General features: G+C 46.2%; 21 protein-coding genes. 15 read left to right on the top strand and 6 right to left on the bottom strand.

All coding sequences use genetic code 11. From position 1 onward, the window contains the following. The first annotated feature begins 1 nt into the window (after position 1). The 4 genes from glyQ to ICE89_RS09550 are packed head-to-tail and all read left to right on the top strand — an operon-like array spanning position 2 to position 4,368. On the top strand, positions 2-892 hold the full coding sequence (gene glyQ / locus ICE89_RS09565; RefSeq protein WP_068319536.1) for a glycine--tRNA ligase subunit alpha: 891 nt from the start codon (positions 2-4) through the stop codon (positions 890-892). 26 nt (positions 893-918) lie between these two features. Further along, positions 919-3,057, top strand: coding sequence for a glycine--tRNA ligase subunit beta (glyS, locus tag ICE89_RS09560; protein ID WP_216265713.1), 2,139 nt, complete (start codon positions 919-921; stop codon positions 3,055-3,057). Beyond that, entirely contained in the window at positions 3,054-3,626 is a 573-nt protein-coding gene (gene gmhB / locus ICE89_RS09555) for a D-glycero-beta-D-manno-heptose 1,7-bisphosphate 7-phosphatase (RefSeq protein ID WP_216265712.1), read from the top strand. Before glyS ends, gmhB begins: the two co-directional genes overlap by 4 nt. Before the next feature lie 7 nt (positions 3,627-3,633). Continuing rightward, positions 3,634-4,368, top strand: a complete 735-nt coding sequence (locus ICE89_RS09550; RefSeq protein WP_216265711.1) for a 1-acyl-sn-glycerol-3-phosphate acyltransferase — start codon at positions 3,634-3,636, stop codon at positions 4,366-4,368. A 46-nt stretch (positions 4,369-4,414) separates the two neighbouring features. Here the strand turns inward: ICE89_RS09550 and rsmA are convergent, their stop codons facing one another. The 4 genes from rsmA to ICE89_RS09530 are packed head-to-tail and all read right to left on the bottom strand — an operon-like array spanning position 4,415 to position 10,132. Further along, positions 4,415-5,191 carry a 16S rRNA (adenine(1518)-N(6)/adenine(1519)-N(6))-dimethyltransferase RsmA gene (gene rsmA, locus ICE89_RS09545; protein WP_216265710.1) on the bottom strand — a complete coding sequence of 259 codons (777 nt, stop codon included), beginning with the start codon at positions 5,189-5,191 and terminating at the stop codon, positions 4,415-4,417. 3 nt (positions 5,192-5,194) lie between these two features. Next, positions 5,195-6,202, bottom strand: a complete 1,008-nt coding sequence (gene pdxA / locus ICE89_RS09540; RefSeq protein WP_370625362.1) for a 4-hydroxythreonine-4-phosphate dehydrogenase PdxA — start codon at positions 6,200-6,202, stop codon at positions 5,195-5,197. Beyond that, positions 6,177-7,631, bottom strand: coding sequence for a peptidylprolyl isomerase (locus tag ICE89_RS09535; RefSeq protein ID WP_216265708.1), 1,455 nt, complete (start codon positions 7,629-7,631; stop codon positions 6,177-6,179). The genes pdxA and ICE89_RS09535 overlap by 26 nt, the downstream gene beginning before the upstream one ends. Then, positions 7,628-10,132 carry an LPS-assembly protein LptD gene (locus ICE89_RS09530; protein ID WP_216265707.1) on the bottom strand — a complete coding sequence of 835 codons (2,505 nt, stop codon included), beginning with the start codon at positions 10,130-10,132 and terminating at the stop codon, positions 7,628-7,630. Before ICE89_RS09530 ends, ICE89_RS09535 begins: the two co-directional genes overlap by 4 nt. A gap of 33 nt (positions 10,133-10,165) precedes the next feature. On the opposite strand from ICE89_RS09530, the gene ICE89_RS09525 reads away from it, so the two are divergent. The 10 genes from ICE89_RS09525 to ruvB all read left to right on the top strand — a co-directional run bounded on the left by ICE89_RS09525 (position 10,166) and on the right by ruvB (position 19,772). Continuing rightward, positions 10,166-11,167, top strand: coding sequence for an aminoglycoside phosphotransferase family protein (locus ICE89_RS09525; protein ID WP_216265706.1), 1,002 nt, complete (start codon positions 10,166-10,168; stop codon positions 11,165-11,167). A 10-nt stretch (positions 11,168-11,177) separates the two neighbouring features. After that, complete coding sequence (gene murU, locus ICE89_RS09520; protein ID WP_216265705.1) at positions 11,178-11,894, top strand: N-acetylmuramate alpha-1-phosphate uridylyltransferase MurU; 717 nt, start codon at positions 11,178-11,180, stop codon at positions 11,892-11,894. Continuing rightward, positions 11,887-13,254, top strand: a complete 1,368-nt coding sequence (locus ICE89_RS09515) for an aminopeptidase P N-terminal domain-containing protein (RefSeq protein ID WP_370625361.1) — start codon at positions 11,887-11,889, stop codon at positions 13,252-13,254. The genes murU and ICE89_RS09515 overlap by 8 nt, the downstream gene beginning before the upstream one ends. Before the next feature lie 17 nt (positions 13,255-13,271). Next, entirely contained in the window at positions 13,272-14,429 is a 1,158-nt protein-coding gene (locus ICE89_RS09510; RefSeq protein WP_216265703.1) for an FAD-dependent monooxygenase, read from the top strand. A 128-nt stretch (positions 14,430-14,557) separates the two neighbouring features. Further along, the gene (gene dusB / locus ICE89_RS09505) at positions 14,558-15,574 is read left to right on the top strand and encodes a tRNA dihydrouridine synthase DusB (RefSeq protein ID WP_216265702.1); all 1,017 of its coding nucleotides are present in this window, start codon (positions 14,558-14,560) and stop codon (positions 15,572-15,574) included. A gap of 60 nt (positions 15,575-15,634) precedes the next feature. Further along, the gene (locus ICE89_RS09500) at positions 15,635-15,874 is read left to right on the top strand and encodes a helix-turn-helix domain-containing protein (RefSeq protein WP_072582732.1); all 240 of its coding nucleotides are present in this window, start codon (positions 15,635-15,637) and stop codon (positions 15,872-15,874) included. Positions 15,875-15,926: 52 nt separating this feature from the next. Further along, the gene (gene purH, locus ICE89_RS09495) at positions 15,927-17,507 is read left to right on the top strand and encodes a bifunctional phosphoribosylaminoimidazolecarboxamide formyltransferase/IMP cyclohydrolase (RefSeq protein WP_216265701.1); all 1,581 of its coding nucleotides are present in this window, start codon (positions 15,927-15,929) and stop codon (positions 17,505-17,507) included. Between the two features lie 26 nt (positions 17,508-17,533). Further along, positions 17,534-18,064 (top strand): crossover junction endodeoxyribonuclease RuvC, encoded by a 531-nt coding sequence (ruvC, locus tag ICE89_RS09490; RefSeq protein ID WP_216265700.1) that lies wholly within the window; start codon positions 17,534-17,536, stop codon positions 18,062-18,064. 29 nt (positions 18,065-18,093) lie between these two features. Next, positions 18,094-18,678, top strand: coding sequence for a Holliday junction branch migration protein RuvA (gene ruvA, locus ICE89_RS09485; protein ID WP_216265699.1), 585 nt, complete (start codon positions 18,094-18,096; stop codon positions 18,676-18,678). 23 nt (positions 18,679-18,701) lie between these two features. Next, positions 18,702-19,772, top strand: a complete 1,071-nt coding sequence (gene ruvB / locus ICE89_RS09480; protein ID WP_216265698.1) for a Holliday junction branch migration DNA helicase RuvB — start codon at positions 18,702-18,704, stop codon at positions 19,770-19,772. Here ruvB and tyrS read toward each other — a convergent pair. Continuing rightward, entirely contained in the window at positions 19,769-21,001 is a 1,233-nt protein-coding gene (gene tyrS / locus ICE89_RS09475) for a tyrosine--tRNA ligase (RefSeq protein ID WP_216265697.1), read from the bottom strand. The two genes, ruvB and tyrS, sit on opposite strands and share 4 nt — an antisense overlap. A 76-nt stretch (positions 21,002-21,077) precedes the next feature. Between tyrS and ICE89_RS09470 the strand changes: the two genes are divergently transcribed. Next, a complete protein-coding gene (locus ICE89_RS09470; RefSeq protein WP_216265696.1) occupies positions 21,078-22,205 on the top strand; it encodes an anhydro-N-acetylmuramic acid kinase in 1,128 nt (375 codons plus the stop codon). Between the two features lie 40 nt (positions 22,206-22,245). Here the strand turns inward: ICE89_RS09470 and erpA are convergent, their stop codons facing one another. Then, the gene (erpA, locus tag ICE89_RS09465; RefSeq protein WP_068319574.1) at positions 22,246-22,620 is read right to left on the bottom strand and encodes an iron-sulfur cluster insertion protein ErpA; all 375 of its coding nucleotides are present in this window, start codon (positions 22,618-22,620) and stop codon (positions 22,246-22,248) included. Positions 22,621-22,677 lie beyond the last annotated feature (57 nt).

The following is a 22,677-nucleotide window of genomic DNA, read 5'->3' as shown; positions in this document are numbered from 1 at the left end:
CATGCTTACTTTTCAGCAAATCATTCTCAAACTTCAAGATTATTGGGACCAACAAGGTTGCGCCCTATTGCAACCTATCGACCTCGAGGTTGGTGCCGGCACATCCCATACCGCAACCTTCTTACGCGCCATTGGTCCAGAGCCTTGGAAAGCAGCTTATGTTCAGCCATCCCGCCGACCTAAAGATGGTCGCTATGGCGAAAATCCAAATCGTTTACAACACTACTATCAATATCAAGTAGTCCTCAAACCAGCACCTGAAAATATTCTCGATCTTTATTTGGGATCTCTTGCTGCCTTAGGCTTAGATCTTAAAGAGAATGATGTTCGCTTTGTAGAGGACGATTGGGAAAATCCGACACTGGGCGCATGGGGTCTTGGCTGGGAGGTTTGGCTCAATGGCATGGAGGTGACGCAGTTCACTTACTTCCAACAAGTAGGTGGCTTAGATTGCAAGCCTGTTCTTGGTGAGATTACCTATGGCATCGAACGTTTAGCAATGTATATCCAAAACTGCTCTAACGTCTACGACTTAGTGTGGGCCGACGGCATCTCTTATGGTGATGTGTATCACCAGAATGAAGTGGAGCAATCCTGCTACAACTTTGAACACTCCAATACTGATTTACTCTTTGCTAACTTCACAAACTATGAAAGTGAAGCAAAGCGTTTAATGGAAGTTCCACTGGCACTACCTGCTTACGAAATGGTTCTAAAAGCAGCACACACATTTAATTTATTAGATGCGCGTGGCGCTATCTCGGTTACTGAGCGTGCAGCCTACATAGGCCGTATTCGCAACCTTTCTCGTGCTGTGGCTCAGGCCTACTTTGAGTCTAGAGAAAAACTGGGATTCCCAATGTGTCAACGTCAAGCTAAAGCTCAGGCTTAAGCGCATCGAATTTCTGCATTCCACTTATGAGCACATCTAATTCAAAACCTCAATCAGCAACTTTATTGATCGAGGTATTTACCGAAGAACTGCCACCTAAGTCTCTACGTCGCTTGGGCGATGCATTTAGCGAAGGTATCTTTGCAGCACTTAAAGCTGCAGGCTTGGCAACAGATTCCTCCAAAGTCACCGGCTTTGCTACGCCACGTCGATTAGCGGTTCAAGTCACTAATATTCTTGATCAAGCGCCCGACTATCCCGTGCGGGAAAAATTATTACCCACTAGCATTGCATTTGACGCCGAAGGTAAGGCAACCCCACCACTGCTCAAAAAATTGAGTGCTTTAGGGTATGGAGATATTGATCTTGCTGCTTTAGAAAAAGCAGGTGAGGGTAAGAATGAAGCTTTGTATCTCAATGTTATTGCTAAAGGCGCCGCGCTTGAGCAAACTGCGCAGGCTGCTCTTGAGCAAACCTTGAGCAAGCTGCCCATTGCAAAAATGATGCACTACCAAGTACTGCAGAAGGACGGTCAATTAGCCGATGTGCAATTTGCTCGCCCTGCGCACCGTATCCTTACACTACACGGCGACAGTACCTTAAAAATCAGTGCTTTAGGTATTGATGCGGCCAATCAAACCGAAGGGCATCGCTTCCTAGCTCCCGGTCTCATCACTATTCAGAATGCAGACCAATATGAGACTACTTTGCAATCCAATGCGAAGATTATTCCTAGCTTTAATCAGCGTCGCGCACAAATTGAAGCCGCCCTATTAAAAGCAGCTGGTGATGATTTGGTGTTGATGCCAGAGAGTCTTCTAGATGAAGTAACGGCACTTGTTGAATGGCCAGCCATCTATGAATGCCATTTTGATCAAGAGTTCTTAGAGGTTCCTCAAGAATGCTTGATTTTGACCATGCAAACCAATCAAAAGTACTTTGCATTAACAGACAAACAAGGCAAATTACGGAATCGCTTCTTGATTGTTTCCAATATCGAAACTAGCAAGCCAGACGCCATCATTTCAGGCAATGAGCGCGTTGTACGCCCACGCTTATCTGATGCTCGCTTCTTCTTTCAGCAAGATCAAAAGCGCCCACTGGCTTCTCGCGTAGCGGATCTTGGTAAGGTGGTTTATCACAACCAGCTAGGTAATCAACTAGATCGCACTAAGCGCGTTCAAGGATTGGCTGTAGGCATCGCTAAAAAACTGGGGGCTGATGAAAAGCTGGCTTCCCGCGCCGCAGAAATTGCTAAAACAGACTTACTAACTGATATGGTTGGCGAGTTCCCAGAATTGCAGGGAATCATGGGGCGTTATTACGCCACTCATGATGGGGAGAATGCGGATGTTGCGAGCGCTTGCAGTGAACACTACATGCCGCGCTTTGCAGGCGATACCTTACCGCAAACCCAAACTGGCACGATCTTAGCCATTGCTGACAAACTAGAAACACTGGTTGGCATTTGGGGTGTTGGGCTTGCACCTACTGGCGATAAAGACCCGTATGCCCTACGTCGTCATGCCTTAGGTATTTGTCGTTTACTCCTAGAGAAGAATCTTTCTCTGGATTTACCAGAATTAATTGAGTTGGCTCGTGCGCAGTTTCCACAAGCTGATGTTCAAGAAAAAGCAAAAGCTGCCGATATCTATGCGTTCATTATTGATCGCTTGCGCGCCTATTTGCGGGACCAATCAGTTGCTGGCAAAGCATTTACTAGTGCTGAGATTGATGCCGTCCTGAGCCAAGAACCAGCACAAATTAATGATTTAATTGAGCGATTGACTGCCTTGCGTGAATTTAATGCTCTGGCAGAAGCTGCTCAACTAGCTGCCGCAAATAAGCGCATCAGTAATATTCTGAAGAAAACCACTACCGCTATTCCTGCGGCCTGTTCTGTCAACTTACTGCAAATTTCAGCAGAGGCAACACTACATAAAGCATTGGAAGCAGTGACTCCTACACTCAATGCTGCTTATGAAAAACGTCAATTTGTTGAGCTCTTAAGAGCACTTGTAGCCTTGAGTGGGCCCATTGATCAATTCTTTGCGGATGTGATGGTCATGGATCCAAATCCTGAGCTGCGCGATAACCGCCTTGCTCTCCTGCAACAACTTCACCAGAAAATGAATCTCGTTGCCGATCTCGGCAAATTAGCATGAGCATCAGCTCTTCTAAATTAGTCATTCTTGATCGCGATGGTGTGATCAATGAAGATCGCGATGATTATGTAAAGTCAGTGGATGAATGGATCCCTCTTCCAGGAAGTCTGGAGGCAATTGCTTTACTCAATCAAGCGGGCTACCAAATTGCTTTGGCGACCAATCAGTCTGGTCTTTCCAGGGGCTATTTCACAATCAATGATTTGCATGCCATGCATAGCAAAATGGAGACACTACTAAAACCATTGGGTGGCCATATCGACAGCATTTTCTTTTGCCCTCATCAAGATTCACATCAATGTGATTGCCGTAAACCTGCTCCAGGCATGATGAAAGAAATTGCATTGCGCTACAAGAGGATAGGTAGCATCAAACCACTGACAGGTGTTCCTATCGTGGGGGATTCTTTAAGGGATCTCCAGGCTGGGGTAGCCTTGGGAGCCGCACCTCACCTAGTGCTCACTGGTAAGGGTGAAAAAACGCTTGCAAAAGGTGTTCTACCTGAGGGCACGCACATTCATGCTGATCTACTGGCTTTTGCAAATGCACTTTTAGAAAATAAGGCTTAGACCCATCGTGAAATTGATTCGCTCCATACTCTTTGTCTTATTTTTAGTGATCTTCACACCTATTTGGTCAGTGCTATGCATGCTGGCCTTTCCATTCCTAAGCCCAGAAAACCGCTATACCTTTATTGGACTGTGGAACAAAATCGTTATTGCTCTATTAAAGCCATTGTGCGGTATTCATTACGAAATCCGCGGCATGGAAAATATGCAGGCCGTACTCAATGAACGCGTCATCATCTTAAGCAAACATCAGTCTGCTTACGAAACTATTGCGTATATCGCACTACTGCCAAAACAACTGTGTTTTGTTTTTAAGCGTGAACTTCTCTGGATCCCCTTCTTTGGTTGGGCTCTGGCGTTACTGAAGATGATCCACATTAATCGCTCCAATAAGCAGTCTGCGGCACATTCTGTAGCGACCCAAGGCCGTAAGCGCTTGAGCGAAGGCAAATGGATCATGCTCTTTCCGGAAGGCACTAGAACCCCTATTGGATCGACTAAGCCTTACCGTAAGGGTGGAGCGCGTCTCGCAAGTGCTACGGATGCACTAGTTATTCCAATTGCGCACAACGCCGGTCGTTGCTGGCCGAAAAATAGCTTTATTAAGGAACCCGGCACAGTCATCTTTTCAATTGGGCCTGCGATTAACTCAACCAATAAGTCAGCAGAAGAGCTCCAACGGGAAGTAGAAGCTTGGATTGAGACTGAAATGCGCGTGATTGACCCCAGCGCCTATAAATAAATACTGGAAATCAATACTCAGTACTGAGTCAGGACTGAGTATTGATTTAAGCGGCGAGAACTTTAGCCCACTCGATATATCGGTCAACAGAAATATCCTGAGCTCTCGCCTTAAGCTCTATCTCCGTCAAACTCAATCTTTCTGAAAAAGCACTCAAGTTAGTCCGTAACATTTTTCTTCTCTGGGAGAAGGCGGCAGCTACCACTTTTTCCAATGAATTCCATTGAACATGTGTCAATGTGAAATCCCTTCTCGGGATCATCCTTACTACAGCCGAGTTCACTTTAGGCTGAGGGTCAAAAGCCTCAGGAGGCACCTCTAGAACCAACTCCATATCATAACGAGCTTGCAGCATGACCGACAAACGACTGAAATCTGAGCTGCCGGCCTTCGCAACCATTCTTTCCACTACTTCGGCTTGCAACATAAATACCTGCTCATCAATTGAGGCTGCCGCAGAAACCAAATGAAACAGCAAAGGCGAAGAAATGTTGTATGGAAGATTGCCAACTACTTTACATAAGCCTTGCTTAGTCGATCTATTCTGAGCCCACGTTAAAAAGTCAAACTTGAGCGCATCACCCTCAATCACTGTGAGGCCTTTGAGATTTTTCTCATTCCAAAAAGCCACTAAATCACGGTCAATCTCCAAAAGATCTAGGTGATCAAGATTACTCAGCAAAGGAAGTGTTAGCGCGCCCAAGCCGGGACCAATCTCAATAACATGCATATCCGCACTGGGATTAATTAGCGCAACAATAGAATAAATAATTCCGTTGTCCTGCAAAAAGTTTTGGCCAAATCGTTTACGAGCACGATGCATGTTTTAGCCTTGCTTTCGTTGATTCATTGCTAACTCATATGCCAAGCGCAAAGCCTCAAGCATGCTCCCCGTGTCAGCAACGCCTTTACCAGCAATATCTAAAGCGGTTCCGTGATCTACTGAAGTTCGAATAATGGGCAATCCCAAAGTGACATTGACGCCATTACCAAAAGTAACAAACTTAAACGGCGCGAGCCCTTGATCGTGATACATCGCAATAAAAGCATCCACTTGCGCAACAGATTCTGGATCAAACATCGTATCGCCGGGATAAGGACCGGAAACATGTATTCCCGACTTCTTGGCGGCTTCAATTGCCGGTGAAATGGTTTCAATTTCTTCTCGGCCCAAATAACCAGACTCTCCTGCATGTGGATTTAACCCTGCCACCCGAATAATGGGCTTAGCGATTCCGAATTTCCTCCGCAAATCTTGATTGACGATTTGGATCGTTTCTAATATCAAGTCATAACTCAGAGCTTGTGGAACATCCTTTAAGGGAAGATGGGTTGTGACGAGAGCAACACGTAAATCCCTGGGTACCTTGAGCCCCAAAAACCCGATGGGCAATGACGCGCACAACATCATCACCACATGAGAAACCTGACAGCGCTGCGCCAAGTACTCTGTATGCCCTATAAATGGAGTCCCAGCATCATTAATAATGCTTTTCTGCAGTGGTGCAGTCACCATGGCATCAAAGCACCCTTGCTGACAACCGTCAATCGCCCGATCTAAAAGATTCACTACATAATGCGCGTTTTGGGAATTCAAACTCCCCGAGATAACAGGCGCCCCAAGTGGAATAGATTGAATTTGTAATCGACTAACTAGATCTGGGCTAAGGTCCTTAGGTAATGCCAATATTTGGTCATTACCCAATACAGTGATTCGAGCATCAGCATGTTCCCGTAGAAACTCAAGCGAAGCAGCTAAAGAAACTTCAGGCCCGACACCGGCTGGTTCACCGGTGCTTACAACGAGGTTAACGGGGTGCGCTACTTGCTGCATCATCCACGTTCAGAATTTTTACAGTTGCGTTATCGCGTAGCTCACGCATCCACTCTTGATAAGCTTGATCAAACTTTCTCTCACGGATCGCTGCTCGTGCAAATTGACGTTGCTTCTCAACAGTAAGCTGACCTTCGCGACGATCTAATACCTGAATTAAGTGCCAACCAAATTCTGATTTGACCGGATTACTAACCTCACCAATTTGCAAGCGATTCATGGCCTGCTCAAATTCAGGAACCAAATCTCCTGGGCTCATCCAACCTAGCTCACCGCCATTTGACGCAGATCCATCTTCAGAATATTTCTTTGCAAGTTCCGCAAAGTCTGCAGTCTTTGCCCGCACCTGATCGCGGTAGCCTTGCAAGCGTCTCTCTGCATCTTGATCGCTTAAGCCGGCACGGCTACGCAATAAAATATGACGGGAGAGGGTTTGTGTAATAGGAATATTTTGCGGAGTAGGTGAACCAGCATCAGGTGCTGCAGCCTGCTGCGGGGGCGCACTTGCACCTGCTGCACGGCGATCCAAAACTTTAAGCACGTGGTAACCAGCAGGACTTTTCACAACGGTATTGGCAACCTGCCCACCACCTGTATTACGAATAGCTTCATAAAATAATTGCGGTAAACGATCAGGAGTCCGATAGCCTAACTCTTGAAACTTAATCTTTGGATTTTCCTTTGCAGCCATTGCACCTAGCTGCAGAAAATCAACATCCCCACGAGCATCTCTTAGCAGAGCGGCCGCTTTCTTTTTTGCTTCAGCCTGAGCTCCAGCGCCAGCGCTAGCATCAACAGGAATAAAAATTTGAGCTACGTCGATTTCTTCAGGTTCACCTTTGGCAGCAGGTGCCGACCTCGGAGCTCCAGCACCAGAAATTGCCCGCGTACGTTCAGCAATGAAGTTATCAATTTCAGCATCTGAGATTTTGAGCCTGCCTTCAACTTCTCTTTCGCGATAACGGGTGATCATGACATCATCCAGCAATAACTGTTTATAGCGCTCAAAGGTGGTGCCTGACGCAATTACTTTCGCCTTGAACTCAGCAAACGACAGCTTATTTTTTGCTGCAATATCACCAATGATCTTGTCTAACTCTTTATTGCTTACTGTAATACCTTCCTGTTCAGCATTTTGTAATTGAATTTTTTCAATAATGAGTCTATCTAGAATAGTTTTACGCACAGTGCCATCTTCTGGCAATTTCACACCTTGTTTTTTAAGTACGGTAATTCGGTCATCAATTTCTTTGCGGGTTACATAACCCGTGTTTACGACTGCAGCCACACCATCAATGTTACGAATCCTATTGCCAGCAGCATCGGATCGACCCTGATCTTGCGCGCTAGCTAACCCAATGCAAAATAGGGCATTAAGTAAAAATATCGAAAGGAGAGTGCAGCGCGTATATTTTTGGCAAAAAATCATTGGTAATTCTCAAAAGTTGAGATTGGTAATGGTTTGGGCGTTGGCATGTAACCAGGAACATTTAACTTCATTAAATCCACAGGATTATCTCCGGCAACACCAAGACCCCTAAATTCCACCTGAAACAAAATTTGAGTCGTCGTATTGTTATTTAACAACAGTTGAGAATACGCACCACGAAACACAATGCAGTCACGAACATACTCAAGCGCAATTAAGGTATTCAATGTTTTCGTTGTAAGGGCATCATACCCCCAGCGTCCAACTAAAGAAACCTCTCTCGTGACTGGCCATTGACCAGAAATATTATACTGATCGGTAGTTGTGGCCGCTTGCGTTGCTATCGGATTAAATGAAGATGCCTGAATAGGTGGTTGCCAAACGTTTCGATATCCAAAATTCAAACTACGGCCTGGGGTTGGGCGCCAGCTACCACCCACCGTGGTCTGAACAAATCGATTCAGTTGGGTGTTGTAATCCCCAAAAAAATCTGCATTGAAATTACCCATTATTCGAACCGATGCCGAACCCAAGGTATCTGAATAAGCAGTAGGGCTTGCAATATTTCCCGTAAGCCCAACTTTCTGCGGAGAAAATTGTTGTTGCTGGGCCAAAGTAAGAACTGCGCGATCAGCCCCTGTTGTTGCCTCGGCGATTCGACTAGTTAAACCAACTGTCATCTTATTACTATCAGAGATACGGTCGTTACCAATAAAAGTATTCTCGCTAAAAATTTGCGACATACCAAATCCTGCATCAGCAGTATCAAACAAAGGGGTATTCGCTTGATTGACATAAGGTGTGTATACATAGAATGCTCTTGGCTCAAGACTTAGCAACATGTCTCGACCAAAAAAGCTACCCATTTCCAATGCATCTCTTTCGAAAGCTAAACCACTATCAAGACTCACCGTAGGAATTACAAACCCTTGGGCAGGCTGATAGCCCGGCTGAAAAGCAATCGCGTTATATGTATTGGACTGAAAAGAAACTTTTGGACGCACGTAATACCCAGGGGTATTTGTAGGATATTCAATTGCGCCCTTTACAACAGTTCGGTCGGCTTGACTAAATACTCCGGGAGCGGAACCAGGGGGAGCGCTAGCAATGTTGTACTGAAAGCGAGTAAAGTCGGTAGCCAACATGGTTGTAGGCCCCGTCGGTAAGGTGATGTACTTGCCATCAGAACCCGATACAGATGGAACTAAATTACTACGATACACAGCCGTTACCTGTGGAAGAATATTGTAAGGGGCGCCAACTACACTTGGTAAGTTCGGCTGCAAAGTTTGGAAGGTCTGAGCTTTTGCACCGATCGTCCAGTTGCTCAAACTTGACGGTAGCTGCGATAGAAACCCTACTTCTTGGCGGAACTGACTTGTAACACTACCCGCTACCGTTTGCGAAAAATCAGTTGGATATTGATTATCCGAAACCTTTGCTGCATTGATATAAGCATTTACAGAGCCTGGCCCCCCAACGGTTGATCCAACCAGATTTTGGCGCTGCTGCCAATCGTAGCGCCAACGATTTATGCCGCCAGCCTTTTGGTCGCTGGGGAGATAGTCGCCCATCACATTTCCGGTATATGCGGGATTAATAAATCGATAAGCCATGCCAAGCTGGACCCCTCTTTGACTCATATACCGCGGCAATATAGTTAAGTCTTTGTCGGGCGCAATATTCACATAGTAGGGCTGAGTAATATCGATACCATTTTTTGAGTTATATCCTGCAATTGGTGCGAGTAAACCCGATCTTCTCTCTTTGCCGGTTGGCAAACTAAAGTAAGGGACATATGCGACCGGGACATCAAAAAGATGCATTACCCCATGCTCTCCCTGCATCTCTTTTTGCTCAGTATCAATTTCAATTTTGCTAGCTGAAAAATACCAATCTAAATTTTGCGGATTACAAGTTGAATAGGTCGCATCATCAAAACTAAAAACGTCGCCACCTTTAATAGTTAATTTATTTGCTTTTCCACTTGCGGGAGTGTCACCAAACTGATACACGGGAAGATCCATTGAACCACTGCGTGCGTCAACATTAAACTTTGCTTTTGGTCCCTTAAAGTTTGTATTGTTTTTAATTAACTCTGCATTACCAACTACATCCGCTATATCAGTGTCTGGGTCATAAATAATTTCGTCGCCTTTGATAAAAGTTCCGTTGCGACGAATTTGTGCACGTCCTTGCAGATGCATATCTCTATCAACCACTCCATCAATTACATCACTCGAAGTAAATGTGAGTGCTTTACCATCCTGGATCGGGATGCCAGTACGCAATTGATCATCTAACTTAAGCACGGTTACCTTGCCGCGATCTGGGAGAATTACCGGCGCCTCGGCGGGCTTTGAAGCAGTAGGCAGCGGTGAGGGGGTCTGAGCCCTAAGCAAGGGTGCAAACTGTAAGGTTGCCACCCCGAGAATCACACGCAGAGTTGCAACTAAGAAAAGAGGAGCGCAAAGGCCAGCGCGACGGCGATAATGATTCATAGATCCAGACCCGCCTTATTATACGAATCGACCATGACTGACTCACGCTTAAATACCCTCCGTAACTGGCTAAAAGCCCTAGAAGCTAGCTGGCAATTAGATCTCGACTCTTTGGTGCCAGCCTCGGCTGATGCCAGCTTTCGACGCTATTTCCGAATTGAGTCCAAAAAGCCCAATTTTGGAACTTTGATCGTAATGGATGCCCCACCCCAACATGAGCCTTTGGATACCTTCATAAAGGTCGATTTATTGCTCTTAGAGGCAGGTTTAAATGTGCCAAAAATCCTAGAGCAAAATCTTACGGCGGGCTTCTTGCTACTAAACGACTTAGGCACAAAAACTTACTTAGCCGATCTCAACGATGACACAGCTGACCAGCTCTACAGAAATGCAACTCACGCCTTAGTACTCATGCAATTGGCGAGCAGGCCCGGCGTTTTACCAAACTATGATGAAGCGCTATTACAACGGGAATTGGATTTATTTCCAGAATGGTATCTCAAGAAACATCTCGATATCAATTTGAGCGAACAACAAACAGAGCAACTCAAAAAATCTTTTGAGTTCATTATTGAAAATAATTTAGCTCAAGCTAAGGTGTATGTTCATCGTGATTACCATTCTCGTAACTTGATGGTGACTGAAAAAAATAATCCTGGCGTAATTGACTTTCAGGATGCAGTTTACGGACCTATTACTTATGATGCTTCTTCCCTGTGGCGTGATGCTTACATTGCATGGCCAGAAGAACGTGTAATTGATTGGGTCATTAAATTTTGGGAAGAAGGTCGTAAAGCAGGACTGCCAATGCCAAATGATTTTGGACAGTTCTATCGCGATTTTGAATGGATGGGATTACAGCGCCACCTTAAAGTTTTGGGTATTTTTGCAAGACTCTTTCATCGTGATGGTAAGGATGGCTACATCAAGGACATTCCGCTCGTACTGGAATATGCCATTGCGACAGCGAACCGTTATATTGAACTAAAACCATTAGCCCGAATTCTGGAATCCACACGCGTCAGCCAAGCGTAATTCATAAGCCATGAGTCAGCTCAACTCCATACCTTGTTTTTTACTGGCAGCTGGACGCGGCGAACGTATGCGCCCCCTGACGGATAATTTGCCCAAGCCCTTACTCAGCATTCAGAACAAATCTTTGCTGGAGTGGCATTTGGAAGCACTGGCGAGGGCAAAGATTCAGGATGTTGTGATTAACCACGCTTGGTTGGGTGAAAAAATTGAGGCAGCCCTAGGTAATGGAGGGCAATTTGGGCTTCACATTCAATACTCCCCAGAAGGCAAGGCCCTAGAAACTGCTGGGGGCATTTGTAAGGCACTCCCCATCATTGCGCCCGAAGACTACTTCTTAGTCATTAATGGGGATGTATTTAGCCCGAACTTACCAATTACCCAGTTATTGGATACGGCCACCAAAATGCGCGCGGATGCCAGCAAGCCTTTGGCCCACTTATTAATGGTCCCCAACCCAGCCCAGCACCCCGAAGGTGATTTTTACCTCCAAGGCACATCCGTTGAGGATACTGGGCCCAGCAGCGCCGAAAAACTCACCTTTTCGGGAATTGGGATCTATCACAAAGATTTATTTAAAGACTTAGTCTTCGGTGCCCCAGCTAAGCTCGCACCCCTATTGAGAACTGCAATGGAGCAAAATAAAGTGTCTGGTGAAAAATATCTCGGTCCATGGCACGATGTAGGCACACCACAACGCTTACAAGAGCTTAATGCAGCATATGAATAAAACGAATACTTATCAACTTCGTAGAAACCAGTTAGCAGAACGAATCTTTACCAAGACTGGCGGTGGCATTGCCGTCATCTCAACTGCCCCTGAACTTGCTCGCAATCGTGACAGTGAATTTCCTTATCGCCACGACAGTGACTTTTATTACTTAACCGGTTTTGAAGAGCCAGGCGCAACACTTGTCATGAAGGTTGATGGCGATGGGAAAAGTTTCCGACTGCAATCTCACTTATTTTGTAGACCTAAAGATTCTGAACGAGAAATCTGGGATGGTATTCGACTTGGCCCTGAAGCAGCACCAGATGCTTTAGGCATTGATTACGCACACAGCAATAAAGAGTTGGATCAAAAACTTGGTGACTTATTGGCTGATCAAGGTGCGGTATACATTCGCCTCGCTGAGAGCGCCGAAGCCGATAGACGCCTTCGGTACTGGATGAAGCAGGTGCGTGGGCAAGCACGTTCCGGTGTAAATCCGCCATCCGAATTTCATGATATTGAAACACTGATCCATGAAATGCGTTTATTTAAAGATGTGCATGAAATTGACATCATGCGTCGCGCTGCAGAGATCTCCGCTCGTGCCCATATCCGCGCCATGCAAATCTGCAAGCCTGGCATGCGCGAATATCAACTCGAAGCGGAATTACTGCATGAATTTCGCAATAGTGGTGCGCAAAGCGTTGCCTATAACAGTATTGTTGCAGGCGGTGCAAACTCTTGCATCCTCCACTATCGCGTCGGCTCAACTGAATTACGTAGTGGCGAGCTTTGCCTGATTGATGCGGGTTGTGAACTCGATGGTTATGCATCAGACATTACACGCACCTTTCCAGTTAATGGGAAATTTACGGGGCCGCAACGCGTCCTGTATGACATCACCTTAGCCGCACAAGAAGCAGCGATTGCAATGACTAAGCCAGGCAATACATTTATGCAGCCCCATGAGGCAGCACTTAAAGTGCTTACCCAAGGCCTTTTAGATGAAAAGCTTCTTAAACTTTCAGAGCTGGGTTCTTTAGAAAACGCCATTGAGACTGGCGCCTACCGTCGTTTCTATATGCACCGAACGTCCCACTGGCTTGGCATGGATGTCCACGATGTAGGCTCTTACCGTGAAGCCGCACAAAATCTAACAGGCGGAGAAAAGCCTTGGCGCATTCTCAAAAGCGGTATGGTGATTACGGTGGAACCAGGCCTATATATCAGACCTGCTGATGATATTGATGAGGCATTTTGGAATATTGGCATTCGCATTGAAGATGACGCTGTTATCAATGATTCTGGGTGTGAGTTGATTTCTCGGGGCGCGCCTGTCAAGACCGATGAAATCGAAACACTCATGAAGAATGCTTAAGACCACCCCGATAAAAAATGAATTCATCTAATTGCGATATTTTGATTCAGGGTGGTGGTCCTGTTGGGCTCGCTTGCGCTGCATGGACCTTGCAGAAATTCCCCGAAGCAAAGATTATTTTGCTTGATCGCAATTCCATAAACGACGACGATCTTGTAAGTGCCGATAGCCGAGGTATTGCCCTCTCACACGGTAGCAAACTCTTGCTCAATACGATTAATGCTTGGCCAAAAGAGTTCGCAGAAATTCATCGAGTGCACGTTTCACAAGCGGGTCGCTTTGGCCGCGCACTGATGACGCGTGAAGAGCTTAAGCAAGATGCGTTAGGGCACATCATTCGTTATCGCGACATTCATATGGCTCTGCGTCACGCCTTACGCGCCATTCAAGCAAAGAGTCCTAACTTTGTTTGGAAGCATATCAATAAAGATGTCGAGGAAAATAGCATCAACGCACAATGTATCGTGCACGCTGAGGGTGGTTTATTTAAGACGCAAGACTGGGTTGAATCTGGACGCGACTATGGTCAGTCAGCCCTAGTAGGCTTGGTTGAAGTAGAGAATGCAGAGCCCCATCAAGCTTGGGAGCGATTTACTGCTGAGGGCCCTTTAGCAGTTTTGCCAAGTCACTATGGTGCCAATATTTTGAATCTGGTTTGGTGCGGTTCGCCAGAATCTTCGCAAAATCGTTTGCAACTGAGTGACACAGACTTCTTAGTTGAGCTACAAAAAGAATTTGGTTCACGTATTGGACGCTTTCTGAAAATTCAAGATCGTCGTTTATATGAACTTGGCTTGAACTATCGCAAAGAGATCAATCAAAATAATGAGGTTTGGATTGGCAACGCCGCTCAAACTTTGCACCCAGTAGCTGGCCAAGGTTTGAACCTAGGATTACGAGATGCTTTCTTGCTGTCAGAGAAGTTAGTTGAGGTATTTTCTGGGGTCGCAGAGAAGCGATCTCCAGTAGATGTCCAAAATGCACTTCAGAGTTATGCACAAAGTCGCAAAGTTGATAGAAAAACCACAATTGGTCTTACAGACTTTATGGCTAGAGTATTTACATCCAATTTAGTTCCAGTTGTTGCAGCCCGTGGACTGGCTTTAAGCGCCCTGCAGTGGCTTCCACCAGTCAAGACAGCCTTAGCTCGCCAGATGATGTTTGGTAGGCGCTAAAGCCCTTAAATCACCCTCAAAATTTAAGCATTCTCCGTTTGATCTGTAACAAGTAATCTGCCTAAAAAATAGGCAAATTTGGGTCTGACTGTGCTAAAGTGTCATGCTTTCCGCACACGCCCTTTTAGATGAACATTGGTCCTCACCTCCTCGCAAATAAGTTATTTGTGGCCCCTATGGCTGGGGTAACCGATCGCCCATTTAGACAGCTTTGTAAGAAGTTGGGTGCCGGATATGCGGTTTCTGAAATGGTGGCCTCAAATGCCCTGCTTTGGAAAAGTGAAAAAACGCAACGTCGCGCCAACCATGTTGGTGAATTCAAACCGATTGCCGTTCAAATTGCAGGGGCAGACCCCGCGATGATGGCAGCAGCGGCAAAAATCAATATTGATCATGGCGCTCAAATTATTGATATCAATATGGGGTGTCCCGCAAAGAAAGTATGTAATGTTGCCGCTGGTTCCGCCCTATTACGTGATGAGCCTTTAGTGCAGCAAATTCTAGAAGCAGTTGTGAATGCTGTTGGTATCGGACCAGATGCAGTACCAGTTACTTTGAAAATTCGTACGGGCTGGGATCGCGAACATAAGAATGCTATTGAGATAGCCCGTCTTGCAGAAAAATCTGGCATCACCATGCTGACAGTCCATGGCCGCACGAGAGCAGACCTGTATCACGGTGAAGCAGAGTACGAAACAATTACCGCAGTTAAAAATAGCGTGGGCATTCCGGTGGTGGCTAATGGCGATATCACCAGCCCAGAAAAGGCAGAGCAAGTTTTAAAGCTCACTGGTGCTGATGCCATCATGATTGGACGAGCCGCTCAAGGTCGCCCTTGGATCTTCCGCGAAATCAACCACTATCTTGAAACCGGCGGCAAGCTTCCGACCCCTGAGATCAATGAGATTCAGGGCATCATGAATGCCCACCTCTTAGACCACTACGAGTTTTATGGTGAGCATATTGGCCTACGAACTGCACGTAAGCATATTGGCTGGTACTGCAAAGGCTTACGTGACTCCCATGCTTTCCGCCAGCGTATGAATACCGCCGATGACTGCAAAACTCAACTGCAAATGGTCAATGATTATTTTGACGAGATGAAATCCCATTCTGACCGCTTGTTATTTTTGGAAGCGGCATAGTTCTAACTTAATTTAGTTTATTTATTTTAATTTTTTCGTTTTTTGCATTGATAGATTGTTATGACCAATAAGCACCCGATTACCGAATGTATTGAAACCCAATTGCAGGGTTACCTAAATGACCTCAAAGGAACTGCACCGACTGATATCTATGACATGGTATTGGCTGTTGTCGAAAAACCAATGTTGGAATTAGTGATGCAGCATGCCAAGCAAAATCAATCACTGGCAGCGCAGTATCTAGGCATTAATCGCAACACACTGCACAAGAAGTTAGTTGAACATCAACTTCTGAAGTAACTGCAAACTTTACTAATAACAAAGCCATTTTATAAATTAAGCTCCGAAAACCATGATCCGTACAGCCCTACTCTCAGTCTCCGATAAAAATGGCATTCTGCCTTTTGCTAAAGCCCTCCATGAGCAAGGCGTTAAGCTCATTTCTACTGGCGGCACTGCAAAACTCTTGGCTGAAAATAATCTACCCGTTGTAGAGGTTTCCTCCTTGACGAAATTCCCAGAAATGCTGGATGGTCGTGTAAAAACCCTCCACCCGATGGTGCATGGTGGCCTATTGGCTCGTAGAGATTTCCCGGAACATATGGCAGCCTTGAAAGAGCATGGCATCGACACCATCGATATGCTCGTCATTAATCTTTACCCCTTTAATGAGACTGTTGCTAAAGAAAGCTGCTCATTCGAAGATGCCGTTGAGAACATTGATATCGGCGGCCCAGCGATGTTACGCGCTGCTGCCAAGAACCATCAAGACGTTACTGTATTGATCTCACCAGAAGATTACGCCCCTGTCTTGACTGAAATGAAAGCCAATAAGAATGTCGTTTCTTACAAAACCAATTTGGCTTTAGCAAAAAAAGTATTTGCACATACTGCGCAATATGATGGTGCGATTGCTAACTATCTCTCAGCATTAGGTGATGATCTCGATCACAAAGCCCGCTCTGCTTATCCAGAAACTTTGCACTTTGCCTTTGAAAAAGTACAAGAGATGCGTTACGGTGAGAACCCACACCAATCTGCAGCGTTCTACAAAGATATCTATCCAGTAGATGGCGCCCTAGCGAATTACAAGCAGTTGCAAGGGAAAGAGCTTTCTTACAACAATATTGCCGATGCAGATTCTGCCTGGGAATGCGTTAAGAGCTTTACTGGCAATGCTGGTGGTGCCGCAGCTTGCGTCATCATCAAGCACGCCAACCCTTGTGGCGTAGCGGTTGGCGCTTCAGCGCTTGAAGCCTATCAAAAAGCCTTCAAGACTGATCCTAGCTCCGCCTTTGGCGGCATCATCGCCTTTAACGTCCCCTGCGATGGCGCTGCAGCTGAAGCCATCTCCAAGCAATTCGTGGAGGTATTGATTGCTCCTAGCTTTAGTGAAGAAGCTAAAGCGATCTTTGCTGCGAAACAAAATGTACGCCTACTGGAAATCCCATTAGGGACTGCATTTAATACCTTTGATTTCAAACGTGTTGGCGGTGGTTTACTCGTTCAATCCCCTGATGCCAAGAACGTTCTCGAAAGTGAAATGCGCGTTGTCAGTAAGCGCCTGCCAACTCCCAGCGAAATGCACGACATGATGTTTGCTTGGCGAGTTGCGAAGTTTGTGAAATCCAATGCCATTGTGTATTGCGCCAACGGCATGACTTTGGGCATTGGAGCAGGGCAAATGAGCCGTGTAGACTCTGCACGCATGGCAAGCATTAAGGCTGAGAATGCTGGCTTAAGTCTTAAAGGGTCTGCAGTAGCTAGCGATGCCTTCTTCCCATTTCGTGACGGCTTAGATGTGGTTGTTAATGGTGGTGCCAGCTGCGCAATTCAGCCTGGTGGCAGCATGCGTGATGATGAAATCATTGCGGCAGCAAATGAACATGGCATTGCCATGATCTTTACTGGCACACGTCACTTCCGTCACTAAGAAAACAAGAAGCTATAAACAAACTCATGCGCTGGATAGGAATCGACCCAGGTTTAAGGACTACCGGTTTTGGCGTCATTGATGTTGATGGTCAAAAACTGACCTATATCGCCTCTGGGACGATTGAAAGTGGCGATCCAGCTAAAGGATTGCCTGAACGCTTAGGCGCCCTCTATGCAGGCGTTAAGGAAGTGTTAGAGACCTATCGCCCAGAGTCTGCTGCCATTGAAGAAGTCTTCTTAAACGTCAACCCTCGTTCCACGCTAATGTTGGGTCAGGCTAGGGGTGCAGTCATTGCTGCCCTGGTATCTGAAAAACTCCCTGTAGCTGAATATAGCGCACTTCGAGTCAAGCAAGCAATTGTGGGTACAGGTCGCGCAGCTAAACCGCAGGTGCAGGAGATGGTTAAGCGTCTTCTGAGGCTGAGCCGGGCTCCAGGGACTGACGCTTCTGATGCACTTGGCGTTGCTATTTGCGCTGCCCATCATGCGCAGATGCCAAAAGCGATTGCTGCGGCTTTAGCACCTAAGTTAGCCCCCAAGAAACGCAACAAGTAAAAATACACATCACAGGTTAAGATCTCTACATGATTGGTCGCATTCAAGGTACTCTCGTTTCCGTTCACCCTCCTCGCCTTTTGGTCGATTGCCAAGGCATTGGTTATGAGGTTGATGTACCAATGAGTACTTTGTATCAGCTACCTCAGGCTGGTCAAAAAATTACCCTACTGACACATTTTCAGGTTCGTGAAGATGCACAGCAACTCTTCGGATTTGCCACAGAGACTGAGCGTGAAGCATTTAGACAGCTCATCAAGATTAGTGGCGTCGGTTCGCGCACAGCACTAGCAGTCCTCTCCGGCATGAGTGTTAACGAACTGGCGCAAGCTATTGCGCTTCAAGAAGCCGGGCGCCTCACTCAGGTACCTGGCATTGGCAAGAAAACTGCTGAGCGTCTCTGCCTAGAGCTCAAAGGCAAGCTAGCTCCAGATCTTGGCATCACAGGAGGTAAGCCTCAAGCGATTGAAGCAAGCAGCGAAGTGTTGCAAGCCCTCCTTGCCCTGGGCTATTCAGAAAAAGAAGCGCTTTTGGCACTCAAGCAAATTCCACCCGATACCAGTGTTTCTGATGGCATTCGCATGGGCTTGAAGTATCTATCTAAAGCCCAATAGCCAAACAGCACTAAACTCTCAGCATGGCAATACATACAGACGACCTCAGCTCTATTCCTGAAGATTTACCGGCAAGTAATGACCGCATTGTGAGCGGTGCAGCAGGCAATACTGAAGCCGTCTTCGAAAGAGCCCTTCGCCCTAAACAACTCGATGAGTATGTTGGCCAAACCAAAGCTCGTGCTCAATTAGAGATTTTTATCAGCGCTACGAGAGCACGCCAAGAAGCTTTAGATCACGTTCTGTTGTTTGGGCCTCCTGGACTTGGTAAAACCACCTTAGCCCACATCATTGCCAGAGAGCTTGGTGTGAACTTACGTCAGACTAGCGGCCCTGTTCTGGATAGGCCAGGCGATCTTGCTGCCTTGCTTACCAATTTAGAAGAAAACGATGTTCTCTTCATTGATGAGATTCATCGCTTATCTCCAGTTGTGGAAGAGATTCTTTACCCCGCACTTGAGGACTACAGCCTAGACATCATGATTGGCGAAGGCCCTGCAGCGCGCAGCGTGAAGATTGATCTCAAACCATTTACCCTGATCGGCGCAACTACTCGTGCCGGAATGCTCACAAACCCATTGCGCGATCGCTTTGGTATTGTGGCCAGACTCGAGTTCTACACGACTGAAGAGCTCACCAAAATCATTAATCGCTCAGCTAGCTTGCTTAAGGCTGATATCGATCCAGAAGGCTCCGTAGAAATTGCAAAGCGGGCTCGCGGCACGCCACGTATCGCTAACCGCTTACTGCGAAGAGTGCGCGACTATGCAGAAGTTAAAGGCACCGGCACGATTACCAAGGCCATGGCTGATGCAGCATTGAAGATGCTGGATGTAGATCCAAGTGGCTTTGATGTGATGGACAGAAAGTTATTAGAAGCCATCTTGCACAAGTTTGATGGTGGCCCAGTAGGCATTGATAACTTGGCAGCAGCGATTGGCGAAGAGCGCGATACGATTGAAGATGTTCTGGAGCCTTACCTCATTCAGCAAGGCTACTTACAAAGAACCTCAAGAGGGAGAGTGGCAACCCGTCAAGCCTATGAGCACTTTGGATTAACCCCGCCTAGCGGAAGTGCTAGCTTAGATATTTAAGCTAGCGTGACTTTCGCAAACTTACGCTTACCAACCTGCACCACGTAAGTTCCAGCTTCAACTTTTATCTGTTTATCGGTAATCGTCGCACCATCAATCTTCACACCGCTTTGTTCGATATTGCGCATCGCTTCAGATGTTGATGGGGCAAGACCTGCGGCCTTCAAAAGATTAGCGATTGCCATAGGCGCACCAGAGAGATTAACTTCTGGAATGTCATCAGGTACCCCACCTTTAGCGCGGTGATTAAAGTCTTCTAAGGCTTTTTCTGCTGCGGCTTGCGAGTGGAAGCGTGCCACGATTTCTTGGGCGAGCAGTACTTTGCAATCCTTTGGATTGCGTCCTGCAGCAACTTCTTGCTTCATCAAATCAATCTCAGCCATTGGACGGAATGACAGCAATGTGAAGTAATCCCACATCAAATCATCCGAAATACTAAGGAGCTTGCCAAACATATCGCCAGCAGACTCACTGATGCCAATGTAATTGCCTTTGGACTTACTCATCTTCTCAACGCCGTCCAAACCAACTAGCAATGGCATCGTCAAAATACATTGGGGCTCTTGGCCATACTCACGCTGGAGCTCACGCCCAACTAGAAGATTGAACTTTTGATCTGTACCGCCCAACTCTAAATCACTCTTCAGTGCAACAGAGTCATAGCCTTGCATGAGTGGATATAAAAACTCATGAATTGAAATGGGTACGCCATTGCGATAGCGCTTAGTAAAGTCATCACGTTCCAACATACGGGCAACAGTATGTTTAGCAGCCAACTGAATCATGCCGCGAGCACCTAATGGATCGCACCACTCACTGTTGTAGCGCACTTCAGTTTTAGATGGATCGAGAACCATACTCGCTTGACGATAGTAAGTCTCTGCATTGACGGCGATTTCTTCTGCGGTCAATGGAGGACGGGTAGCATTACGACCTGATGGGTCACCAATCATACTGGTGAAATCACCGATCAAGAAAATAACGGTATGACCTAAATCCTGTAACTGGCGCAACTTATTCAAGACAACGGTATGACCTAGATGAATATCAGGAGCCGTAGGATCTAAACCTAATTTAATCCTGAGTGGAGTCTTGCTAGCTTGGCTACGAGCCAGTTTCTGAACCCAGTCCGCTTCAACTAATAGCTCATCGCAGCCACGTTTGGTGACTTCGATCGCTGCAAAGACTTCGGGGGTCAAAGGATATTTTTGTTCTGGTTTAGCCGTCATGCTGATTCGGATTGCTGATTCAGTTAAATTAGTAGTTAAATTGCTAAAGCATTATTGTCGCATTCCTGAGAGCCCCATGAACAAACCCCATTCCCTCTATATCGGCCTGATGTCTGGCACCAGCCTAGATGGGATAGATGCTGTTCTAGCCAAGATAGGGCCTAATGGGGAAGCTAGTGCACTAGAGGCCATTGGCACCCCTTTCTCAGCGGAGCTCCGTAACGCCCTATCTGAGCTCCAAAGCCCTGGCCCAAATGAGCTCCACCGGGAAAAACAGGCAGGAAATGCCTTGGCCCTGGCCTATGCAGAAGCAGTTAGCCAGCTACTCAGAAAAGCAAATCTACAGCCGTCTGACATCACCGCCATCGGCGCACATGGACAAACGATTCGCCACCAACCGCATCTTGGGGACATGGCTTATACACATCAAACGCTCAACCCAGCCCTCTTGGCAGAAAAAACGGGCATTGATGTCATCGCCGATTTTAGAAGTCGGGATTTAGCTGCGGGTGGACATGGTGCACCCTTAGTTCCCGCATTTCATGCGCAGCAATTTGTAGAAGATAAACATTTAGCCATTCTCAATATTGGTGGCATTGCTAATCTCACACTGCTTCCTAAAGATGGAGAAGTTACTGGCTTTGATTGTGGCCCAGGTAATATGTTGATGGATGCGTGGATACACGAACATCAAGGTAATGCCTTTGATGAAAATGGTAATTGGGCATTACAAGGCAAAGTCAACGAAGCACTACTTGCAAAAATATTATCTGATTCTTTCTTTACAAAAGTTCCGCCGAAGAGCACTGGTAGAGACGACTTTCATCTTGCTTGGTTACAAGAAAAATTAAATGGTGAAAATCATCTTGGTGAAGATGTACAGGCTACTTTATTGCATCTCACAGCACACTCAGCCCTCGAAGCTTTAGTGCGTCATGCCCCGCAAACCCAGAAGCTAATTGTCTGTGGAGGCGGCGCCAGAAATAGTGCCTTGATGAACTTATTCAAAGTGAAGTCGCAGAATTTCTTCAAAAAGCCATTAGAAATTATTACAAGTGAGTCGGCAGGAATTGATCCACAGCTTGTGGAAGGCCTTGCTTTTGCATGGCTTGCGTGGGCCCATAAAGAAAAACGGCCAGCAAATTTGCCAGCCGTTACAGGAGCGAAGGGTCCTAGAATTCTAGGTGCTTGTTACCCAGCTTAACTTCGCTGCTTAATTAAATATTAATTAAGTTCGTTTTTGTTTAAGCAGAGAAAGAAGATCCGCAACCACAAGTAGTTTGCGCATTTGGATTCTTAATCACAAACTGTGAGCCGTTGATGTCTTCTTTGTAATCAATCTCGGCACCAACTAAATATTGGAAGCTCATTGAATCTACCAACAAGGTAACGCCATTCTTTTCAAAGAGAGTGTCGTCTTCATTCACAGCGTCATCAAATGTGAAGCCATACTGAAATCCTGAGCAACCACCGCCTTGTACGAATACGCGCAATTTCAACTCTGGATTACCTTCTTCAGCAATCAAGTCCGCCACTTTCGCAGCAGCGCTATCCGTGAACACCAATGGGGTTGGTGGCTCGGCTAAATCTTGTGCAGGTTGTGTAGCTAATTCGGTCATGATTTACTCCTAATTCAAAATGCAATGTCTTATTTTAGGCTTTTAATGCCCAGTTTG

This window comes from Polynucleobacter sp. AP-Kaivos-20-H2, from assembly GCF_018882215.1.
GTDB lineage: Bacteria > Pseudomonadota > Gammaproteobacteria > Burkholderiales > Burkholderiaceae > Polynucleobacter.
This window is presented reverse-complemented; position numbering and strand designations above follow the sequence as displayed.

What these genes read in the sequence shown, in the direction of transcription:
- glyQ (WP_068319536.1), top strand. Translation starts at nt 2, where the DNA reads ATGCTTACTTTTCAGCAAATCATTCTCAAACTTCAAGATTATTGGGAC.
- glyS (WP_216265713.1), top strand. Translation starts at nt 919, where the DNA reads ATGAGCACATCTAATTCAAAACCTCAATCAGCAACTTTATTGATCGAG.
- gmhB (WP_216265712.1), top strand. Translation starts at nt 3,054, where the DNA reads ATGAGCATCAGCTCTTCTAAATTAGTCATTCTTGATCGCGATGGTGTG.
- rsmA (WP_216265710.1), bottom strand. Translation starts at nt 5,191, where the DNA reads ATGCATCGTGCTCGTAAACGATTTGGCCAAAACTTTTTGCAGGACAAC.
- pdxA (WP_370625362.1), bottom strand. Translation starts at nt 6,202, where the DNA reads ATGCAGCAAGTAGCGCACCCCGTTAACCTCGTTGTAAGCACCGGTGAA.
- ICE89_RS09535 (WP_216265708.1), bottom strand. Translation starts at nt 7,631, where the DNA reads ATGATTTTTTGCCAAAAATATACGCGCTGCACTCTCCTTTCGATATTT.
- ICE89_RS09530 (WP_216265707.1), bottom strand. Translation starts at nt 10,132, where the DNA reads ATGAATCATTATCGCCGTCGCGCTGGCCTTTGCGCTCCTCTTTTCTTA.
- ICE89_RS09525 (WP_216265706.1), top strand. Translation starts at nt 10,166, where the DNA reads ATGACTGACTCACGCTTAAATACCCTCCGTAACTGGCTAAAAGCCCTA.
- murU (WP_216265705.1), top strand. Translation starts at nt 11,178, where the DNA reads ATGAGTCAGCTCAACTCCATACCTTGTTTTTTACTGGCAGCTGGACGC.
- ICE89_RS09515 (WP_370625361.1), top strand. Translation starts at nt 11,887, where the DNA reads ATGAATAAAACGAATACTTATCAACTTCGTAGAAACCAGTTAGCAGAA.
- ICE89_RS09510 (WP_216265703.1), top strand. Translation starts at nt 13,272, where the DNA reads ATGAATTCATCTAATTGCGATATTTTGATTCAGGGTGGTGGTCCTGTT.
- dusB (WP_216265702.1), top strand. Translation starts at nt 14,558, where the DNA reads ATGAACATTGGTCCTCACCTCCTCGCAAATAAGTTATTTGTGGCCCCT.
- ICE89_RS09500 (WP_072582732.1), top strand. Translation starts at nt 15,635, where the DNA reads ATGACCAATAAGCACCCGATTACCGAATGTATTGAAACCCAATTGCAG.
- purH (WP_216265701.1), top strand. Translation starts at nt 15,927, where the DNA reads ATGATCCGTACAGCCCTACTCTCAGTCTCCGATAAAAATGGCATTCTG.
- ruvC (WP_216265700.1), top strand. Translation starts at nt 17,534, where the DNA reads ATGCGCTGGATAGGAATCGACCCAGGTTTAAGGACTACCGGTTTTGGC.
- ruvA (WP_216265699.1), top strand. Translation starts at nt 18,094, where the DNA reads ATGATTGGTCGCATTCAAGGTACTCTCGTTTCCGTTCACCCTCCTCGC.
- ruvB (WP_216265698.1), top strand. Translation starts at nt 18,702, where the DNA reads ATGGCAATACATACAGACGACCTCAGCTCTATTCCTGAAGATTTACCG.
- tyrS (WP_216265697.1), bottom strand. Translation starts at nt 21,001, where the DNA reads ATGACGGCTAAACCAGAACAAAAATATCCTTTGACCCCCGAAGTCTTT.
- ICE89_RS09470 (WP_216265696.1), top strand. Translation starts at nt 21,078, where the DNA reads ATGAACAAACCCCATTCCCTCTATATCGGCCTGATGTCTGGCACCAGC.
- erpA (WP_068319574.1), bottom strand. Translation starts at nt 22,620, where the DNA reads ATGACCGAATTAGCTACACAACCTGCACAAGATTTAGCCGAGCCACCA.